Source organism: Arthrobacter sp. MDB1-55 (assembly GCF_059092925.1).
The window spans coordinates 939,993-957,928 of record NZ_JBNHID010000001.1 but is presented as its reverse complement, the minus strand read 5'-3'; the positions used below and the strand labels follow the sequence as shown (position 1 = coordinate 957,928).

22 protein-coding genes are annotated in these 17,936 nt (G+C 63.2%); 5 read left to right on the top strand and 17 right to left on the bottom strand.

All coding sequences use genetic code 11. The features are described from left to right. Positions 1-54: 54 nt before the first annotated feature. The 5 genes from AC5RU3_RS04605 to fabF all read left to right on the top strand — a co-directional run bounded on the left by AC5RU3_RS04605 (position 55) and on the right by fabF (position 5,037). Entirely contained in the window at positions 55-1,293 is a 1,239-nt protein-coding gene (locus AC5RU3_RS04605; RefSeq protein WP_309072585.1) for a PucR family transcriptional regulator, read from the top strand. A 78-nt stretch (positions 1,294-1,371) separates the two neighbouring features. Then, positions 1,372-2,337, top strand: a complete 966-nt coding sequence (locus AC5RU3_RS04600; protein WP_493964952.1) for an ACP S-malonyltransferase — start codon at positions 1,372-1,374, stop codon at positions 2,335-2,337. Further along, the gene (locus AC5RU3_RS04595; protein WP_309072587.1) at positions 2,334-3,389 is read left to right on the top strand and encodes a beta-ketoacyl-ACP synthase III; all 1,056 of its coding nucleotides are present in this window, start codon (positions 2,334-2,336) and stop codon (positions 3,387-3,389) included. Before AC5RU3_RS04600 ends, AC5RU3_RS04595 begins: the two co-directional genes overlap by 4 nt. A gap of 78 nt (positions 3,390-3,467) precedes the next feature. Further along, entirely contained in the window at positions 3,468-3,713 is a 246-nt protein-coding gene (locus AC5RU3_RS04590; RefSeq protein ID WP_309072588.1) for an acyl carrier protein, read from the top strand. Between the two features lie 88 nt (positions 3,714-3,801). After that, positions 3,802-5,037, top strand: a complete 1,236-nt coding sequence (fabF, locus tag AC5RU3_RS04585; protein ID WP_493964951.1) for a beta-ketoacyl-ACP synthase II — start codon at positions 3,802-3,804, stop codon at positions 5,035-5,037. 74 nt (positions 5,038-5,111) lie between these two features. Here the strand turns inward: fabF and AC5RU3_RS04580 are convergent, their stop codons facing one another. The 17 genes from AC5RU3_RS04580 to AC5RU3_RS04500 form a co-directional block, all read right to left on the bottom strand. Further along, the gene (locus AC5RU3_RS04580; protein ID WP_309071742.1) at positions 5,112-5,615 is read right to left on the bottom strand and encodes a DUF3145 domain-containing protein; all 504 of its coding nucleotides are present in this window, start codon (positions 5,613-5,615) and stop codon (positions 5,112-5,114) included. A gap of 188 nt (positions 5,616-5,803) precedes the next feature. Next, on the bottom strand, positions 5,804-6,739 hold the full coding sequence (locus AC5RU3_RS04575; protein WP_309123900.1) for a tyrosine recombinase XerC: 936 nt from the start codon (positions 6,737-6,739) through the stop codon (positions 5,804-5,806). Positions 6,740-6,896: 157 nt separating this feature from the next. Beyond that, complete coding sequence (locus AC5RU3_RS04570; RefSeq protein ID WP_493964950.1) at positions 6,897-7,463, bottom strand: methylated-DNA--[protein]-cysteine S-methyltransferase; 567 nt, start codon at positions 7,461-7,463, stop codon at positions 6,897-6,899. Between the two features lie 55 nt (positions 7,464-7,518). After that, positions 7,519-8,724, bottom strand: coding sequence for a DNA-processing protein DprA (gene dprA, locus AC5RU3_RS04565; protein ID WP_309071745.1), 1,206 nt, complete (start codon positions 8,722-8,724; stop codon positions 7,519-7,521). Beyond that, on the bottom strand, positions 8,721-10,259 hold the full coding sequence (locus tag AC5RU3_RS04560) for a YifB family Mg chelatase-like AAA ATPase (protein ID WP_493964949.1): 1,539 nt from the start codon (positions 10,257-10,259) through the stop codon (positions 8,721-8,723). The genes dprA and AC5RU3_RS04560 overlap by 4 nt, the downstream gene beginning before the upstream one ends. Further along, on the bottom strand, positions 10,259-10,615 hold the full coding sequence (locus AC5RU3_RS04555; RefSeq protein ID WP_309071747.1) for a YraN family protein: 357 nt from the start codon (positions 10,613-10,615) through the stop codon (positions 10,259-10,261). Before AC5RU3_RS04555 ends, AC5RU3_RS04560 begins: the two co-directional genes overlap by 1 nt. Positions 10,616-10,719: 104 nt before the next feature. Then, on the bottom strand, positions 10,720-11,046 hold the full coding sequence (locus AC5RU3_RS04550; protein ID WP_309071748.1) for a DUF2469 domain-containing protein: 327 nt from the start codon (positions 11,044-11,046) through the stop codon (positions 10,720-10,722). A gap of 7 nt (positions 11,047-11,053) precedes the next feature. Next, positions 11,054-11,767: a ribonuclease HII gene (gene rnhB, locus AC5RU3_RS04545; protein ID WP_309071749.1), complete on the bottom strand. Its 714-nt coding sequence runs from the start codon at positions 11,765-11,767 to the stop codon at positions 11,054-11,056. Beyond that, a complete protein-coding gene (gene lepB, locus AC5RU3_RS04540) occupies positions 11,764-12,570 on the bottom strand; it encodes a signal peptidase I (protein ID WP_309071750.1) in 807 nt (268 codons plus the stop codon). Before lepB (AC5RU3_RS04540) ends, rnhB begins: the two co-directional genes overlap by 4 nt. Beyond that, positions 12,570-13,298 (bottom strand): signal peptidase I, encoded by a 729-nt coding sequence (gene lepB, locus AC5RU3_RS04535; protein WP_493964948.1) that lies wholly within the window; start codon positions 13,296-13,298, stop codon positions 12,570-12,572. The genes lepB (AC5RU3_RS04540) and lepB (AC5RU3_RS04535) overlap by 1 nt, the downstream gene beginning before the upstream one ends. A 15-nt stretch (positions 13,299-13,313) precedes the next feature. Then, complete coding sequence (gene rplS, locus AC5RU3_RS04530) at positions 13,314-13,673, bottom strand: 50S ribosomal protein L19 (protein WP_309071752.1); 360 nt, start codon at positions 13,671-13,673, stop codon at positions 13,314-13,316. A 243-nt stretch (positions 13,674-13,916) separates the two neighbouring features. Continuing rightward, entirely contained in the window at positions 13,917-14,723 is an 807-nt protein-coding gene (trmD, locus tag AC5RU3_RS04525) for a tRNA (guanosine(37)-N1)-methyltransferase TrmD (protein WP_309071753.1), read from the bottom strand. Beyond that, positions 14,723-15,331: a ribosome maturation factor RimM gene (gene rimM, locus AC5RU3_RS04520; RefSeq protein WP_493964947.1), complete on the bottom strand. Its 609-nt coding sequence runs from the start codon at positions 15,329-15,331 to the stop codon at positions 14,723-14,725. The genes trmD and rimM overlap by 1 nt, the downstream gene beginning before the upstream one ends. A gap of 98 nt (positions 15,332-15,429) precedes the next feature. Beyond that, on the bottom strand, positions 15,430-15,672 hold the full coding sequence (locus AC5RU3_RS04515) for an RNA-binding protein (RefSeq protein ID WP_309071755.1): 243 nt from the start codon (positions 15,670-15,672) through the stop codon (positions 15,430-15,432). A 1-nt stretch (position 15,673) separates the two neighbouring features. Then, a complete protein-coding gene (gene rpsP, locus AC5RU3_RS04510) occupies positions 15,674-16,078 on the bottom strand; it encodes a 30S ribosomal protein S16 (protein ID WP_309071756.1) in 405 nt (134 codons plus the stop codon). Positions 16,079-16,252: 174 nt separating this feature from the next. Beyond that, complete coding sequence (locus tag AC5RU3_RS04505) at positions 16,253-17,137, bottom strand: VOC family protein (RefSeq protein WP_493964946.1); 885 nt, start codon at positions 17,135-17,137, stop codon at positions 16,253-16,255. Positions 17,138-17,218: 81 nt separating this feature from the next. Beyond that, positions 17,219-17,935 carry an alpha/beta fold hydrolase gene (locus tag AC5RU3_RS04500; RefSeq protein WP_309071758.1) on the bottom strand — a complete coding sequence of 239 codons (717 nt, stop codon included), beginning with the start codon at positions 17,933-17,935 and terminating at the stop codon, positions 17,219-17,221. Between the last annotated feature and the right edge of the window lies 1 nt (position 17,936).

Sequence of the window (17,936 nt, the reverse complement as noted above, 5' to 3'; positions counted from 1 at the left end):
TTGTAGCCTTTGCACAAAATGGAGCCCACGGGGCCGGAGCCGTATGCTCGATTCATGGCATTGCCCACTCCCCCGCGCGGGACGTCCCTGCCCGCTCCGGATCCGACGACGGTGGACCGGCTGCGGACCCAAATTGGCGCTATCTCGACGGCCACGCTGAAGCAGCTTGATTCTTCCCTGCCCTGGTACCGCAATCTCAGGCCCGACGAACGGTCCGCGCTTGGCCTGGTAGCACAGAAGGGCATTGCCTCTTTCGTCAACTGGTACCAGAAGCCTGTTTCTCCGGCGTGGGTGCTCAGCGATGTCTTCGGTACGGCACCGACGGAACTTACGCGCTCCATCAGCCTTCAGAAGGCGCTCCAGCTGATCCGCGTCGTCGTGCAGGTGGTAGAGGATCAGGTGCCCGACCTCGCCTCGGATGCTGACCAGGGGCTCCTCCGCGAGGCGGTGCTCAGGTACTCGCGCGAGGTAGCGTTCGCCGCAGCCGATGTCTATGCCAGAGCCGCCGAAACCCGCGGTTCCTGGGACACCAGGCTGGAAGCCCTGGTGGTGGATGCGATCCTGCGAGGGGAAAGTTCAGATGCGCTTCGATCTCGAATCGCGGCCGTAGGCTGGAAGTCGCAGGCGCCCATCACCGTCATGGTGGGCAGCTCTCCTGCCGAGCCGAACGCGATGTTCCTCAACGAGCTCCGCCGTACGACCAGCCGTCTGGCTGAAGACACACTCGTGGGAATCCAGGGCGATCGGCTCATTCTCGTCCTCGGAGGGGTGCAGGACCGCGACAGCTCCTACGTGAAGCTCAGTGAACTGTTCGGCCCCGGCCCGGTAGTCTACGGGCCCGAATCGGCCTCGCTGGTAGCGGCCAGCGGTTCCGCCCAGGCCGCCTTCGCCGGGCTCACCGCCGCCCGGGCGTGGCCTTCTGCCCCGCGCCCTGTCGCTGCCGATGATCTATGGCCCGAACGGGTCATCTCCGGAGACGACACCGCGCGGAAAGCGCTCCTGCGCAACATCTACCGTCCCCTTGCCAGCGCGCAGAACGGGCTGGAAGAAACCCTGTCCGCCTACCTGGCGCTGGGTCATTCGCTCGAAGCCACGTCCCGGGAATTGTTCGTCCATGCCAACACGGTCCGCTACCGTTTGCGACGCGTGTGCGACATCACCGGATGGGACCCGCTCCTCCCCCGGGAGGCCTTCGTGCTGCAGACAGCCCTCGTTATCGGACGTCTCGCGCCGCCTCCCAAGAGCGCAACAGAGCGGTCTTCGACTAGGTCGGATCGCACCGCCTCGTTGTAGACTTCCTACAAAGTGGCTTCGGGAGCTTCGTGCACCGAAACACCCTGCTTCTTACCGCCCATTTGGAAAGCTTGATACGTGCTTGCAATTCTCTGCCCTGGACAAGGGTCCCAGTCCCCCGGATTCCTGACTCCATGGCTCGACCTTCCGGGCGTGCGCGAGCACCTTGAGGCTCTCAGCGATGCCGCCGGCGTCGACCTGGTGCGGCACGGAACGGTCTCTGACGAAGAAACCATCCGCGACACTGCCGTAGCGCAACCGCTGATCGTTGCCGCCGGGCTAGTGGCTGCCCGCGTGCTCCTCGGTGACACACCGCTCACTTCAGCGACCGTCGTCGCCGGCCACTCTGTCGGTGAACTGACGGCATCAGCGATTGCCGGAGCCCTGACCGAGCAGGATGCCGTCACACTCGTGCGCACCAGGGCACAGTCAATGGCCGCGGCCGCTTCAGTCACTCCTACCGGGATGAGCGCGGTGCTGGGCGGGGACCCCGACGACGTCGCGGCCACCCTTGAGCGGCACGGATTGACTGCGGCGAATGCGAACGGCGGCGGGCAGGTGGTTGCAGCGGGCACGCTTGAGCAGCTTTCGGCACTCGCCGCGGATCCGCCCCAGAAGGCACGCGTCATACAGCTGAAGGTTGCCGGCGCCTTTCACACTCACCACATGGCGCCGGCTGTAGAGGCGCTTGAAGCGCTTCGTCCGTCCCTGGCTCCGGTAGAGCCCCTTGCGACGTTGCTTTCGAACTACGACGGCGAACCAGTAGCTTCCGGCGAACTGAATCTCGACAGCCTCATTGCACAGGTTTCCCGTCCGGTCCGGTGGGACCTGTGCATGCAGCGTCTGCAGGACATGGGCGTATCCGGAGTGCTGGAATTGCCTCCAGCGGGTACCCTGACAGGGCTGGCAAAGCGCGGGATGCGTGGAACGGCCAGCCTGGCAGTAAGAGCACCTGATGACCTGGGCGCCGCTCGGGACTTCATCGAAGAGCACTCCCGGACCGCGCCACCGGCCAACGCCCCCATCGCAGAAGGAAACGCGTGACTACTCCCACCCTCAAACAGTCCACACTGCGTGAGCATACGCGCATCCACGGTCTGGGTGTCTTCCGCCCCGATGTCATCGTCACCAATGAGGACATCTGTCAGTGGATCGATTCCTCCGACGAGTGGATCCGGCAGCGCACGGGCATTGCCACGCGGCACCGCGCCGACAAGGACACCAGCGTCATCGACATGGGCGAAGCCGCAGCACGAGCTGCTCTCAAGGACGCCGGCATCGAGGCCTCGCAACTGGGCGCTGTGCTCGTCTCCACCGTGACGCACCCCTATGCCACCCCCTCTGCAGCTGCGCAGCTTGCCGACCGTCTCGGTGCTACTCCTGCACCTGCGTACGACATTTCGGCAGCCTGCGCAGGGTACTGCTACGGCATCGCTCAGGCGGATGCCCTCGTGCATGCGGGCACCGCGGATTATGTCCTCGTAGTCGGCGTCGAGAAACTCTCTGACTTCATCGACAACACCGAGCGCACCATCTCGTTCCTACTCGGTGACGGCGCCGGCGCCGTCGTCATCGGACCGTCCGACTCCCCCGGAATCGGGCCATCTGTCTGGGGTTCCGACGGCAGCAAGCATGAATCCATCCGGATGACGCATTCGCTCCTTGACGTGCGTGACCTGTCGTTGGCTGCATTGTCCCAGGGCGCCGATGCACTGTCCTCAGCCGCGGAGTCGGCAATCTGGCCGACGATGCTCCAAGATGGCCCCACCGTGTTCCGCTGGGCTGTTTGGGAAATGGCCAAAGTCGCCCAGCAAGCACTCGATGCAGCAGGCGTCCGCGCTGAAGATCTCGTGGCATTCATTCCTCATCAGGCGAATATCCGGATCATCGACGAGATGGTGAAGCAGCTCGGCCTGCCCGATCAGGTGGCCGTTGCCCGGGATATCGTCGACGCCGGCAACACTTCGGCCGCATCGATCCCGCTCGCCATGCACCGCCTCATCTCCGAGAAGCCGGAGCTCAGCGGAGGCCTTGCACTGCAGATCGGCTTCGGCGCCGGTCTGGTGTTCGGCGCCCAGGTGGTCGTTCTCCCGTAGTTTTCCGCTTCGAGCCGTAAACCGCGGCCCGATCGAACCGATCCGGTATGCACCGGAACACATAGAAAAGGAGCCATCATGGCTAGCAACGAAGAGATCCTCGCAGGACTGGCTGAAATCGTGAATGAAGAGACGGGCCTCGCTCCCGAATCCGTAGAGCTGGACAAGTCCTTCACCGACGACCTCGACATTGACTCCATCTCCATGATGACCATCGTCGTCAACGCCGAGGAGAAGTTCGGTGTGCGCATTCCCGACGAGGAAGTCAAGAACCTCAAGACCGTCGGTGACGCTGTGGACTTCATCGCCAACGCTCAGTCCTAGTCGTGTGCGGCGATGGCACTCGACTTCGCCATCGCCGCATCTTCAGGCACCTTCCACACGGAAACAACGACGCATCAGAGAGTGAACCATGGCACGCAAAGTAGTCATCACCGGCTTGGGCGCCACCACACCCATCGGCGGCGATGTTCCCACCATGTGGGCGAACGCACTAAAGGGCGTCTCAGGCGCCCGCACCATCGAGGCCGACTGGGTTTCCGAGTTCGAGCTCCCCGTCACCTTCGCTGCCCAGGTTTCGACTCCTGCGAGTGAAGTCCTCACACGGGTTGAGGCCAAGCGGATGGACCCTTCAACCCAGTTCGCAGTCGTTGCCGCCCGTGAAGCGTGGCGCGACTCGGGCATACAGGATGTGGACCACGATCGCTTAGCTGTCGCCTTCGCCACCGGTATCGGCGGCGTCTGGACGTTGCTCGATGCCTGGGACACCCTCAAGGCCAAGGGCCCCCGTCGTGTTTTGCCCATGACCGTTCCCATGCTGATGCCGAACGGCCCGGCGGCCGCGGTCAGTCTGGACCTTGGTGCCCGCGCCGGTGCCCATACCCCCGTATCGGCCTGCGCGTCCGGCACCGAAGCCCTTCACCAGGGACTCGAACTGATCCGGTCCGGTAAAGCCGACGTAGTCATGTGCGGCGGCGCCGAAGCTGCGATTCACCCGATGCCGATCGCTGCCTTTGCGTCCATGCAGGCCCTGTCACGCCGCAACGACGATCCTGAACATGCCTCGCGCCCCTACGACGTCGATCGCGACGGCTTCGTGATGGGTGAGGGTGCGGGAGCCCTGCTCCTTGAAGCAGAGGAACATGCCCTGGCACGCGGCGCCCGAATCTACGGAGAACTGGCAGGAACCTCCGTCACCGCCGACGCCTACCACATCACCGCGCCGGACCCCGAGGGCCTTGGTGCCACCCGCGCCCTCAAGGCCGCATTGTTCGATGCGCGTGCTCAAGCGTCCGACGTCGTGCATGTCAATGCGCACGCGACGTCCACGCCTGTCGGAGACCAGCCGGAGTACGTCGCGCTGAAGACCGCCCTGGGCGGTCAGGTCGACTCGGTCGCAGTCTCTGCCACGAAGTCGCAAACAGGCCACCTACTGGGTGCCTCAGGTGCAGTTGAGGCGGTGATGACTGTTCTGGCCGTCCATGAGCGCCGTGCCCCGGTGACCATCAACCTCGAGAACCAGGACCCACAGATTCCGCTGGACGTGGTCACCTCAGCACGCGATCTGCCGTCCGGCGACATCGTCGCGCTCAGCAACTCCTTCGGATTCGGCGGCCACAATGCCGTCATCGTGGTGAGGAACGCCTGATCTGCCCTTAGACGCGGAAGAAGGCCCGGATTCCAATGGGAACCCGGGCCTTCTTCGCGTTTCTGGTCGTGTTGCTAGCCGACCTGGTGCAGCCAGCGTACAGGTGCGCCCTCGCCCGCGTGACGGAAGGGCTCCAGTTCCTCATCCCATGATTCTCCGAGCGCGAGGGAGAGTTCGTGGTACACAGCGGCCGGGTCACCGGCGCCGGCTTCGTAGGCGTACCGGATACGGTCCTCCGAAATCATGACGTTACCGTGAACGTCAGTTGTGGCATGGAAGATCCCCAACTCGGGCGTGTGGGACCAGCGACCGCCGTCAGCACCCTGGCTCTGCTCTTCGGTAACCTCGTAGCGCAAATGAGCCCAACCTCGTAGGGCGGACGCCAGTTTAGCGCCGGAGCCCTGCCCTGCAACCCAGGAAAGTTCCGCACGAAACATTCCGGGCGCGGCTGGCTGCGGGGACCACTGCAGGTCTACCCGCTGATCAATAACCGACCCGACGGCCCACTCGATATGAGGGCACAACGCAGAAGGGGCTGAGTGTATATACAAAACACCGCGCGCCATCACAACAGACATTCCATCCTCCATAGCTGTAGGTACGTCTTCCCCAACGACCTTCAACTCTTGGTGAGGTACTGCCTTTGTTGCCCGGATACTGCTCTCAGACCACACGTATTGAATTACGCTTCATTCTGCCCCATGAAGGCAAATCACGCCACTGTGATTACCTTCGGAGTATTCGGTGCCGCTTGGTTCCCTGCCATTCATGCACGGGGATGGGCCTGCTCGTAGCTGCGGCGCAGACGGTCCACGGACACATGGGTATAAAGCTGGGTCGTAGCCAGACTCCGGTGCCCGAGAAGCTCCTGAACCGCCCGCAGATCAGCGCCGCCGTCCAGCAGGTGGGTAGCAGCCGTATGACGAAGTGCGTGTGGCCCGCTCGCAGCGGTGCCCTCCACCGTCGCGAGCAGCTTCTCCACAATTGCACGCGCCTGACGCTGGTCTAGTCTGCGGCCCCGAGGACCGAGGAACAGAGCCGGTCCGCTCTCAGGCCCCACCCAACGGTTCCTGCCGCGGGTGAGCCAGTCGTTCAATGCCTGGGCGGCCGGCACGCCGTATGGCACAGTGCGCTCCTTGTTGCCCTTACCGAGTACCCGGACAACCCGCCGGTCATGGTCCAGATCGTCGATGTCCAGCCCGACCATCTCGCCGACCCGGATGCCGGAGCCGTAGAGCAACTCCAGTACTGCACGTGCGCGGAGGGCGACAGGATCACCTCCCACTGCTGCCTTCTGAGTGGCGGTCAACAGCGGGTCGAGTTGCGGAACGGACAGGACATCGGGCAGCCCGTTCCGGCGGCGCGGCGCCTTCAACCGAAGTGCGGGGTTGTCATGGATGTAGCCCTCGCGTGAGGCCCAGGCGAGAAAGTTGCGGACCGTCGATGCTCGTCTTGCGATTGTTGTCCGGGAGAGGCCCTTCTCATCCAGCGACCCGAGCCATGACCTCAGTAAACTCAGATCGACTCCGTCAAGCGTGTCGACCGAGCACGATGCCGAAAACGACGCAAAGTCCTCCAAGTCTCCCTGATAGGCGCGGACGGTATGGGCTGAGCGGTTCCGTTCACGGGACAGGTACCGGAGGAATCCGTCCACCTCCCGGGCGAACGGGTCCCGCGGGGCGCCGCGGCCGGGTTCGCTCATTGCCTGCCTCCACACGGTGTCCGGATCTTGTATGGACTACTCTCCGTCAGCAGGCAGGGTCGCTCAAGGAGGCGCACCGTGCGGTGCCAGTGATCCGATACATCCCATGCAGGGCGTGGTGTACAGGACCCCGGGCACGTGCCCCGACGGAGTGAAATCAGGCAGCGGCCCCGGCCCGGACAGCGGCTTCCAGTTCCAGCAATGCCCGCTTGACGGGAACGCCTGCGGCATAGCCGGTGACTGCCCCGCCTGAGCCAACGACCCGGTGTCCCGGTATGAGGATGGATACCGGGTTGGCACGCACCGCCGCGCCTATCGCCCGACCCATCGAGTCATTTCCCAGAACGTGTGCGATGTCCTTGTAGGTGCGTGTTTCACCATAGGGGATTTTCGATACGGCGTCCCAGACTGAGCGCTGGAAGTCAGTTCCGGAAACCAGTTCGTAGGCCACCGGTTCCTCCATCGATCCTCTAAAGTATGCATGCAGCCATCTACTCGCCTCACGGAACACCCCTGAAACGGCTTCCTTACCGAACGCCGGCAACTCCGACACGTCCGTGCCGGGGGGCGGACCCGGCTGTGTACCCTCGGTGAAGGGAACGCCAAGAAAAACCGGCGAGGGTTCAGGTGAATGGTATTCGTGATACACACCGACCAGTTTTTCAACGCGGGCGACGAGGACCAGTCCCCCGATCGGGCTGTCCATGATCGTGAAGGTGTTCATATTCATTCCTTTCATGTTTCATCGAGCGATATCTGTGGGGCCTTGCCGGAGGTATTCACTTCCGCCGCTTTCGCCAACCACCGTCGTCGGTGCGTTCTGCAAGACCGTCAGTTTCGAGGCGACCGAGCCCAGCAAGGACACCGGGCACGCTGAGGCCTGCCACCACAGCGAGCTTGTCGACTGTCGAGGACGCTCGGACCGGCAGTGCGTCAAGCAGCAGCAGGTCTTCAACGGTCAGGCCGTCGTGGAGGGCGGGCGCTTCGTCGCGGTCTTCCCCGCTCACCACCATGAAGGGACCAGCCAGTTCTGCGACCTCGGCAGCATCCGTAACACAAATGGCGCTGCCCTCCCGGAGAAGCCGATGGCACCCGGCTGAGTTCACGGAGTAGACCGGCCCAGGTACCGCCCCCACAGCGCGGCCGAGGTTTGCCGCGTGGTGCGCGGTGCTGAGCGCTCCGGAACGCCACCGTGCCTCAACGACGACGGTGACTGAGCTGAGTGCAGCAATCAGTCGATTACGCCGTAGGAACCTGTAACGCGTGGGCGCTGATCCGGGCGGAACTTCCGATACAAGCAGTCCTCGCTGGGCGACTTCGCGCAGCAGATTCTCGTTCCCCGCCGGGTAATAGCGATCAATCCCGCCTGCCAGGACACCCAGAGTGGGAAGTGGGTGGTCCTCCGTTGCCCTAGCCAGCGCGCTGCGGTGGGCTTGCGCATCGATCCCGTAAGCGCCGCCCGATACGACCGTATAGCCACGTGCGACCAGACCGGTCACCATGCCGCCCGTCACTTCGGCCCCGTAGGCAGTGCTATCCCGAGAGCCGACAACAGCCACCGAATGATCGGGCGATGGAATAGGCACCGGGTGCTCCCCACGCACCCACAAACACATCGGCTCATCCAGCTGCAGATCCTTAAGGCCCTGCGGCCACCAGTCCGATTCAGGCGTCAGCAGCGTCCCCCCAAAACGCCGAACTGTTTCCAGATCCCGCAGGGGCGCCAGACTGTCCACGCGTGCACGCCACCGGTCGATGGACTGTCCGAGTGCATCTGTGCCCACCCTGTGCCCACCGGCGGCCAGCAGTTCGAGCAACGCGCGGTGTAAACGAGGGCTGCACGGCTTTTTACCCGTCGCAATCTGCAACGCCTCCACCGGCCCAGCAGCGGTTACCAGGGTCAGCCCGACATTGTCAGACGATTCGAACAGGCGCGCAAGGGCAGCACGGGCAATCTGCTCTTCACTCCACTGAGAGGCGCTCATGCTGCGTCCTCTCTGGTCCGGAAGAGAAGCGCGGCCGTGACATCATCGCCGGTGGGAGCAGTTTTTCCAGCCAGGTCAGCAATCGTCCACGCGACGCGGAGCACGCGGTCATAGCCGCGCTTGGTGATGGCGGCTTGCTCCATCTTCTTGTCCACTGATTCGGTCGCCTTCCGGGTGAGCCTCAGCTCGTTGTGCAGGAGTCGAGCTGGAACCTCTGCGTTGGTGGTCAGGTCCCATGTGCACAGCCGCTCACGTTGCGCAGCACGCGCTTCTGCGACCCGCGCTGCAACGGCCGCGCTGGAGTCTCCGGAGGCTGTGCCCGCGAAGTCCTGGAGGCCGACGCGGTGCACTGCCAGTTGTAAGTCCACGCGATCGAGAAGCGGCGCGGACATCCGGTCGAAATAGCGCCGACGCTGCTGGGCAGTACAGCTGCAGTCCAATCCCTTGCCGGTAGCCAACCCGCACGGGCAAGGATTGGCGGCGAGGACCAGCTGGAAGCGTGCCGGGTAGGTGGCTGTTCCGGCCGCACGGTGTAGAACCAGTTCTCCGCTCTCCAACGGTTCCCGGAGCGCGTCGAGGATACGTCGCTGATATTCCGGCGCCTCATCGAGAAACAGGACCCCTCGGTGAGCGCGCGAGGCAGCTCCCGGACGGGGGATGCCGCTGCCTCCCCCGATGATCGATGCCGCGCTTGCGGTATGGTGCGGGCTCTCAAACGGCGGCCTGCGCTGCAGCTCCCTGCAGGCCTCGGCATTTCCCAACGAATGTATGGCTGTCACTTCCATCGCCTGCTTGTCCGTCAGATCGGGAAGTATGCCGGGGATACGTTCGGCCAGCATCGTTTTCCCCGCTCCTGGCGGGCCCACCATCATCAGATTGTGCGCACCCGCCGCCGCTACTTCGACGGCGAAGCGTGCTTCCGACTGTCCCGCAACATCGGACATGTCTTTTGGCACGTGGGCCACGTTCCGCTGGACGCTTGCTGCGGACTCAAAGATTTGCGGTGACGGCAGCTCGAGGCACGCGGGGTCAGCTCCGAAGGCAAGGGCCACCTCCGCAAGCGAGCCGTAGCTTTTCACCTCCGCACTGGGCACGAGTGCGGCTTCGGCCGCGTTGCCGCTGGCCACGACCACGCGGGTGAAGCCTGCCTCCACTGCCGCCATGACTGCCGGAAGCACTCCCCGGATAGGCCGCAGGCGACCGTCCAGCCCCAGTTCGGAAAGAAAGACAGTGCGTCCGCAGTTACTCACGTCTCCGGCTGCTGCCAGCGCGGACATGACGATGGCCAGGTCGAATCCCGACCCACGCTTCGGCAGTGAAGCCGGTACGAGGTTCACCGTGATCTTCCGCCGGGTGAGCGGGAGACCTGCGTTGCGCGCGGCCGCCCGGATACGCTCTTTCGCCTCCGAAAGTGATGCGTCCGGTAGCCCCAACAAGACGAAGGCAGGCAGCGTCTGGCCGATGTCTGATTCGACCTCAACGATGTAGCCGTTCAGTCCCACCAGGGACACCGCGTAGGTGCGTCCGAGGGGCATCAGCTCACCGCCCGCAGGTGCTCGATGACGGGCCGTCCGCTGCCGTCGTCGACAATGGCGACCGCATCCACCCTGAAGCCGGAGAACCGAAGGTCATGTGCCCGCGCCCACCGCGACGCCAGCAGGTAGAGCCGTTCCAGTTTCCCAGGAGTGATTGCTTCCAGCGGGTGACCAAACGCTTCCGAGGACCGCGTCTTGACCTCAACGACCACCAACGTGGCACCCTCAACCGCTACGAGATCAATCTCTCCCAGAGAGCACCGCCAGTTGCGGTCGATTATCCGCATCCCTGCGTCCTCCAGGAAGCAGGCAGCAAGCGCCTCTCCCCGTCTGCCCAACTCATCCTTGGTTCTCATGAAAACACCTCCGGTACCAGCGTGCGTTGGCTGGTGACCGGAGGTGCGGTGTTGTCCTGCTATGTGGGCAACTGCAGGTAAGGCGTGGAGATGGGGAGGAAGAGTCAGCCCCCCAGGGAACCGTCCTTGGGAAGCGGGATATCGTCTGTCTTGGCAAGTTCCTCAACGTTCACGTCCTTGAACGTGATGACGCGCACCGTCTTGACGAAACGGGCCGATCGGTAGACGTCCCATACCCAAGCATCATTGAGCGTGAGGTCAAAGTAGATCTCGCCGTCCGCTGACCGGGCCTGCAGATCCACGTGATTCGCAAGGTAGAAACGCCGTTCCGTCTCGACGACGTAGTTGAACAGGCTCACTACGTCGCGGTACTCACGGTAGAGCTGCAGCTCCATGTCAGTTTCGTAGTTCTCGAGATCTTCGGCGCTCATGAACCCATCATCCCCCAATTTCGACGGCGGGCATGTCGGGACCCGCTGCCGTACTGCCCAGACGCCACGTCCGGCGATGCTCCACGCAGGGGCCCAGCTCATCAATCGCTGCGCGGTGAGCAGCAGTGGCATAGCCCTTGTTGATCTCCCAGCCGTAACCCGGATACTCCTGGGCGATTTCCACCATCAGACGGTCGCGTTCTACCTTCGCGAGAACACTCGCTGCTGCAACGCTCAGACATTGCAGATCCGCTTTGATCCGGGTATGGACGGGGGCGTCACAGCTCACCTGAAGGGTTTCGGCCGCGTCGAAGAGAGATCCCTGGGAGGCCGGGGCCAACCAGTTGTGGTTGCCGTCCAGGATGACCGCATCGGGCCGGAGTTCCACCGGAATCTGCGACCACGCACGGTTGCCTGCTGTTCGCAGTGCCGCCATGAGACCGATGGCGTCAATTTCCGCAGCCGATGCATGGCCTACACCGTAAGCAACAGCCCAGCGCTGGATCTTCGGGACCAGCGCTACACGCTCGGGGGCACTGAGCAACTTGCTGTCCCGAACGCCCCGCAGTCCCTTCACCGCGGCCAGGTCAATGACAACCAGCCCTACGCTGACCGGTCCGGCAAGCGCTCCCCTGCCCACTTCGTCACAGCCGGCCAGAAAGCGATGGCCCTCGGTGAGGAAGGACCTTTCGTAGCGAAGTGTGGGAGCCTTTCCGCTCACGGTGACGTCTGTTCCCGTCCGGTGCTGGTCTGGGGAGCATCTGGAACGTTCGCGAAAACATCGGGGTAGTTGCCCAGGAAGCCCATGCGGTCCAGAGGCCAGGCGATCACGGCTGCTTTCCCTTCGACTTCATCGACATCGATGAAACCGCCGCCCGGCTTGTCGGTGTTGGCGCGGGAATCTGCGGAGGCGTTCCGGTGATCTCCCATCACCCAGATCTTGCCATCGGGCACCGTGACATCGAAGGGCGTATCTGAAGGGCTCGCCCCCGGGAACAGGTACGGCTCGTCGAGGGCTTCACCGTTGACGGTTATGCGGCCCTCCGCGTCACAGCAGATCACCCGGTCACCTTCCATGCCGATGACCCGCTTGACGAGGTGCTGCTGGGACTCGTCGGGCAGAAGCCCGACAAAGATGAGCGTGTCCTTGAACCAGTTGCTTGTGACAGCTCCTGCTGCCGGCTCAGGAAGCCACCCCTGACTGTCGCGGAAGACGACGACGTCACCGCGCTTCAGCTCGAAGGGTGCAGGAACCAGTTGGTTCACGAAGATGCGGTCGTCGATCTCCAGGGTATTTTCCATCGACCCTGAGGGAATGAAGAACGCTCGGAAGAGGAAGGTCTTGATGAGGAAGGACAGCAGCAACGCGACGGCCACGATGATGAGCACTTCTTTGGCCCAACTGCCCAAACTGCGGGCTGCTGACCGGCCAGAGGAGGAGTCCTCGCCGGGACCATCGAAACGTGGCGTATCTGCGGACTCGTCCGCGCCGTCGTTCGGGGTCCCCGGGTGGGCTTTAGCCATTATCTGTAATTCCTCTGTTGTACGTTCGGGGTGCTCTCGGCTGACGACGAGCCATCCGCCGGCCGTGCAATGCTGGTTGAGCGTTCAAAGGGCCACATCACGTAGGTCGCCCGGCCGATGACCCTCTCCTCAGAGACAAGTCCGCCGCCCGGGGCGCCCAGAAGGCTGCGGGAGTCAAAGGACTCCGATCGATGATCACCCATGAGCCACAACTTACCCTCTGGAACCTTGACCTCGAAGTTGGATTCACTAGCAGCGTCCCCGGGAAAAACGTAGGGCTCCTCGATGGCGTTCCCGTTGACCGAGACCCGTCCAGTGGTGTCGCAGCAGGCCACGGTATCCCCGCCTACGCCGATCACACGTTTGACGTACGTTGTGTCCGAGGTTCCGACGCCGAAGAAGTGTGCCAGGTCCGAGGCGACCTGCCGGACACCGCCCTCGCCGAGGGGTGCGAATGACCCCCTCCCGTCGAAGACGACGACGTCACCCCGCCTGATCTCACCGAATACATAATCCGTGCGCGAGACAAGTACGCGATCCTCTTCCGCAAGCAGCGGTTCCATGGATCCGGATGGGATGTAGAAGACATCGGCCAGGAGCGCGCGTACGCCGAGAACCACAACGCACACGACGGCGACAGAATAAAAGGCAAAGCGCCAGCCCGCAATACCGGGCCAGCGCTTCGACTGCTGCCTGGAGGCTTTCCGCACAACGGAAGATTCAGGCATGGGAAAGGAAAGGAATTACTTGACGGTCTTCGGATCGCGCTTTTCCTTGATCTTTGCAGCCTTGCCGCGAAGATCACGCATGTAGTAGAGCTTCGCGCGGCGCACGTCGCCCTTGCTGACTACCTCGATCTTATCGATCACCGGGGAGTGCACCGGGAAGGTACGCTCAACGCCGACACCGAAGCTGACCTTGCGGACAGTGAAGGTTTCGCGAACGCCGTCACCCTGGCGGCCGACAACGAATCCCTGGAAGACCTGAACACGGGTGTTCTTGCCTTCGATGATGTTGACGTGGACCTTCAGGGTGTCGCCCGCGCGGAAATCGGGAACGTCGCTACGCAGGGAGGCTGCGTCCACATTGTCGAGAATATGCATCTGATTACTCCTGGTGAACGCCGCAGGTCATTCACGTTGGTCACAACGACGAAGACCTGCAAGCAGGCAATTGCCGTTGAAGTTTAGATACCGGCGCGCCTTCGGCGCATTCCGGTGTGCCGTCCTGTCGGTTACGCTCCCCCTGTGGCAGGCGCGTACCAGTTGGCACGAGCTTCAATTATGCCACAGCGGCGCGCTTCCCCCGAATGGACGGCGCACACTGATTTGCCGTGGCAGCTCCGACTATGCGTCAGAGGACGGTGAAACCGACGACGACGGAGCAACAGGAGCCACTTTCCCGTCGACTATTGCGTATCCCTGAGCGGCGAGGACGGCGTGGTCGGCCGCAGTCAGCGTTTGCACGTCGAGCTTCTCAAGCAGATCGGGCCTTCGCGTGGCGGTCCGACGCAGCTGCTCGTCTCTCCGGTAGCGCGCAATGCGTGCGTGGTTGCCGCTCAGGAGCACGTCCGGGATGTCCAGGTTCCGCCAGGAGGAAGGTTTCGTGTACACCGGGTACTCCAGCAGCCCGTCGGAATGCGACTCCTCGACGAGCGACTCAGGGTTGCCCACCACGCCGGGCAATAGCCTCGCCACGGCCTCCACCATGGCGAGGACAGCCACTTCCCCACCGTTGAGCACGTAGTCACCAAGGCTGAGTGGCCGGACATCAAAAGATTCAGCCGCCCACTCGAGGACCCGCTCGTCGATTCCTTCGTAACGCCCGCAGGCGAACACCAGGTGCTCTTCCTGCGCAAGTTCATGTGCCATTGCCTGGGTGAAGACAGCTCCGGCGGGTGAGGGAACTATCAGCACCGGCCGCCGCCCGGTCTGCATGCTCTCGAGCGCCTGCGCCCACGGCTCCGGCTTCATGACCATGCCGGCACCCCCGCCGTACGGTGTGTCATCGACGGTACGATGGCGGTCGGTTGTGAAGTCCCTGAGGTTGTGGACAGTGAGCTCAAGCAGCCCGTCCTGCCGCGCCTTCCCGATAAGGGAGAGATCCAGGGCCGCGAGGTACTCGGGGAAAATGCTGACGACGTCGATACGCACTAGCTGTGGTCAGCCTTCTTGTCAGCGCTGACGTTCTCAATATCATCGTCGGCAGCCGTTCGTTCAGTTTCCGCCTGGTCGGACTCCGCCTGGTTGGAGCCCGGCAGGTTCAGCTCAAGCAAGCCCTCGGGAGGAGTCAGGACCACGAAGCCTGCCTCGACATCGACATCCGGCACAATTTCCTCGACGAACGGCACCAGGATCTCCTCACCGTCGGGCCGCTCGATGATCAGCAGGTCCTGAACCGTCATGGTGCGCAGCGCGCTCACTTTCCCAATGACTTCGTCTCCGACGCGCGCCTCGAGGCCGACCAGCTCATGCTCATACCAAGCGTCGTCGTCGTCATCGGTCTCCTCAGACTCAATGAAGAGCTTCGCGCCACGCAGCAGTTCGGCTGCATTACGGTCGGGAACCTCCTCGAAGCCCAGAACCAGGATCTCCTTGTTCCAGCGGGCGCTGGCGATCGTGAGCGGCCCTTGTGCGGCGGGCTCCACCCGGAAAACTGCACCGGGCTCGAATCGCTCCTCGGGCGCATCAGTGAAGAGCTGGACGGTTACCTCCCCGCGAATACCGTGGGGCTTTCCGACGCGGGCTACCTGCAGATCCATGGGTTCTCCGGTGTATGGGTTGCGTGTGGTGGAGGGCAAAAAAGCCCGGCCCCAACACTTGCGTGATGGGGCCGGACTTCAGGCATGAGTGCTGCTGATCAGCGGCGGCGGTCGGTATCCACGACATCGACCCGCACCGGTTCGCCATCCGCCAGAGCGGAAATGACGGTGCGCAGAGCGCGTGCTGTGCGGCCCTGCCGGCCGATTACACGACCAAGGTCCTCCTGGTGGACGCGCACCTCAAGAGTCTCACCACGACGGTTCGATTTCGAGGAAACCCGTACATCATCAGGACTGTCCACGATGCCGCGGACGAGGTGCTCCAGCGCTTCAGCAAGCAACTTACTCAGCCTCGGTAGCTTCAGCCTCGGGCTCGTCAGCCTTCTTGCTCTTCGGGGTGATGGCTTCAGGAACGATGACCGAGCCCTTTTCAGGAGCCGTGAAGGCCTCCTTGGGAGCCTTGGTCTTCAAGGTGCCTTCCTGGCCCTCGATGCCCTTGAACTTCTGCCAGTCACCGGTGATCTTGAGGATCGCGGCAACCTGCTCAGTGGGCTGTGCACCAACGCCGAGCCAGTACTGCGCGCGCTCGGACTTGACCTCGATGAACGAGGGCTCCTCGGTGGGGTGGTACTTGCCGATTTCCTCGATGGCACGGCCATCGCGCTTGGCGCGTGAGTCCATGACGACAATGCGGTAGTACGGTGCGCGCATCTTACCGAAGCGCTTAAGGCGAATCTTTACGGCCACTTGTGTGGTCACTCCTTGTTGATCAAAAGGGCGAACTCCGGTTTCTGCACCCGTGGGGCGGGCCATACATTGGGGAGTTCAGAGGACACAATGCACGCAGAGAGAGGGGCTGCGCAGATTGGGTACCGCACTATTGTGCCAGAAGTTCGACCCAACAAGCGACTTGGCCTGTCTTTACCGCAGTGCTACCCGCAACTTGTTCCGCCAGGGGTCCTCGAAGCGCAGTTCCTGGCCGGTGTGGTGGTGTGCGATGCCCGCACTTTTGAGACGGTCGGCCAGCGCCCCGACCTCGTCGGCGAGAGGCACCTGAATGAGCACTTCCCCGAGTCCAAGGGTGTCCTTTCGCGGACCGGCACCACGGCTGTTCCACACGTTCATGGCCATGTGGTGGTGATATCCGCCCGCGGAGACGAACAGCGCCTGCCCGTGCCACCCGGCGGTCCGCTCGAATCCGAGCGTGCCGACGTAGAACTCTTCGGCAGTCTGGACATCCCCTACCTGTAGATGGACATGGCCGACGTCGGCCGACGCCTGCTGCTGGCCGGCAACCGACGCTTCGGTGAGATTATTCTCGAGATACTGCCGTGGCGGCAGAGGCACATTGTCCATGACGACGGTGCGCCGGCCATCGCTCTCGGTCCAGTTCCAGGTGTCCCGGGGCTTGTCGAAGTACAGCTCGATCCCATTGCCCTCCGGGTCGGAGAAATAAAAAGCTTCACTCACCAGGTGGTCCGCACTTCCCACGTACCGACCTTCCGCCGACTGTGCAGCCTGTGCTGCGGAAGCCACGGTAGCCGCCAGATCGGCGCGGTCACCGAACAACAGTGCGGTATGGAACAGCCCGGCTTCGGTGGGTTCTGGAAGCCTCAGACCGGCTGCTGGGGCCAGGTGAATCAGGCGCTCGTTTCCGCGTCCGAGGTAGAGTCCGCCGTCGGACTCCTCGACGTCGACCAAGCCCAGCGCGCTTCGATAGTAATTGGCCATGCGTTCAAGGTTTCCGACCCTAAGCATCACGGTGCCCATTGCAGTATCCGCGGGAAGCAGGTCCTGTGCAGTCATATTGTCCTCCAAGTATCGGGGTCACCTGTTCCAACTACTTGAAGGTTAAAGTTATTCCTGCAGCCTCCCCCGGTCAAGGAGTCAGGTGCCGCTTTCAAACCCCGGCTGGGCATGGTTCCGGATGAACTCACGGATGAGACCGTTGCCCTCTTCCGTGTCCTGCGGACGGTGACCGCCTCCGACGACCCGATGTACTGCCCCGGTTCCGGCGAGGTAGTCAGCTACTTCCTCATAGAGCGGTTCCCAACCACCGGTCAGGACGAGGGTCGGGACACCGGGAACGATGGTGAGCGGCGCCGTCCAGGTGGGTGCCTGCAGCCGCAGGCGGTGCGCGCGATGGCGGTCCTCGGCGGTATGCAGGGGCGGCGGCTCCGATGCAGAAACGGCCCGGGCGAACTCGCGGTTGAATTCTTCATCGGAGAGCTCAGCAGCCCGTGCGAAGAGCGGTTCCACCCGGGCGCGGTGCGCCTTCGTTGCCGGCAGTTCCTCGGTGAGGGATAGACACGCCGGCTCCGCAAGGACAAGTGATTTCACGAGGTGAGGGCGCTCAACGGCCAGCATCATGGCGGAAACAGCACCTTGCGACGCTGCGACGAGGTGGCCGCCGCGCCCCAGTGCTTCCTCGAGGATGCGCTGATCCGCGAGGAAGTCCGTTGCCAGCGGAGCCGCGACCGGATCAAATCCATGCCGGCGGACAAACAGGCAGTCAAACTCCAGAGCCATTCCATGCTGCCGCGGCCATGCCGCCGCCCCGAAGGTTCCTGCGCCATGCACAAACACGACGCGATCGCTTTTCATG

Coding starts and splice junctions, on each gene's coding strand:
- AC5RU3_RS04580 (WP_309071742.1), bottom strand. CDS start 5,615: ATGTCTGTTGTGATGGCGCGCGGTGTTTTGTATATACACTCAGCCCCT.
- lepB (WP_493964948.1), bottom strand. CDS start 13,298: ATGCCTGAATCTTCCGTTGTGCGGAAAGCCTCCAGGCAGCAGTCGAAG.
- AC5RU3_RS04605 (WP_309072585.1), top strand. CDS start 55: ATGGCATTGCCCACTCCCCCGCGCGGGACGTCCCTGCCCGCTCCGGAT.
- AC5RU3_RS04500 (WP_309071758.1), bottom strand. CDS start 17,935: ATGAAAAGCGATCGCGTCGTGTTTGTGCATGGCGCAGGAACCTTCGGG.
- lepB (WP_309071750.1), bottom strand. CDS start 12,570: ATGGCTAAAGCCCACCCGGGGACCCCGAACGACGGCGCGGACGAGTCC.
- rplS (WP_309071752.1), bottom strand. CDS start 13,673: ATGCATATTCTCGACAATGTGGACGCAGCCTCCCTGCGTAGCGACGTT.
- AC5RU3_RS04550 (WP_309071748.1), bottom strand. CDS start 11,046: ATGAGCGCCGAAGATCTCGAGAACTACGAAACTGACATGGAGCTGCAG.
- fabF (WP_493964951.1), top strand. CDS start 3,802: ATGGCACGCAAAGTAGTCATCACCGGCTTGGGCGCCACCACACCCATC.
- AC5RU3_RS04570 (WP_493964950.1), bottom strand. CDS start 7,463: ATGAACACCTTCACGATCATGGACAGCCCGATCGGGGGACTGGTCCTC.
- AC5RU3_RS04575 (WP_309123900.1), bottom strand. CDS start 6,739: ATGAGCGAACCCGGCCGCGGCGCCCCGCGGGACCCGTTCGCCCGGGAG.
- AC5RU3_RS04560 (WP_493964949.1), bottom strand. CDS start 10,259: ATGCCCCTCGGACGCACCTACGCGGTGTCCCTGGTGGGACTGAACGGC.
- rimM (WP_493964947.1), bottom strand. CDS start 15,331: ATGGATCTGCAGGTAGCCCGCGTCGGAAAGCCCCACGGTATTCGCGGG.
- AC5RU3_RS04555 (WP_309071747.1), bottom strand. CDS start 10,615: ATGAGAACCAAGGATGAGTTGGGCAGACGGGGAGAGGCGCTTGCTGCC.
- dprA (WP_309071745.1), bottom strand. CDS start 8,724: ATGAGCGCCTCTCAGTGGAGTGAAGAGCAGATTGCCCGTGCTGCCCTT.
- AC5RU3_RS04505 (WP_493964946.1), bottom strand. CDS start 17,137: ATGACTGCACAGGACCTGCTTCCCGCGGATACTGCAATGGGCACCGTG.
- AC5RU3_RS04590 (WP_309072588.1), top strand. CDS start 3,468: ATGGCTAGCAACGAAGAGATCCTCGCAGGACTGGCTGAAATCGTGAAT.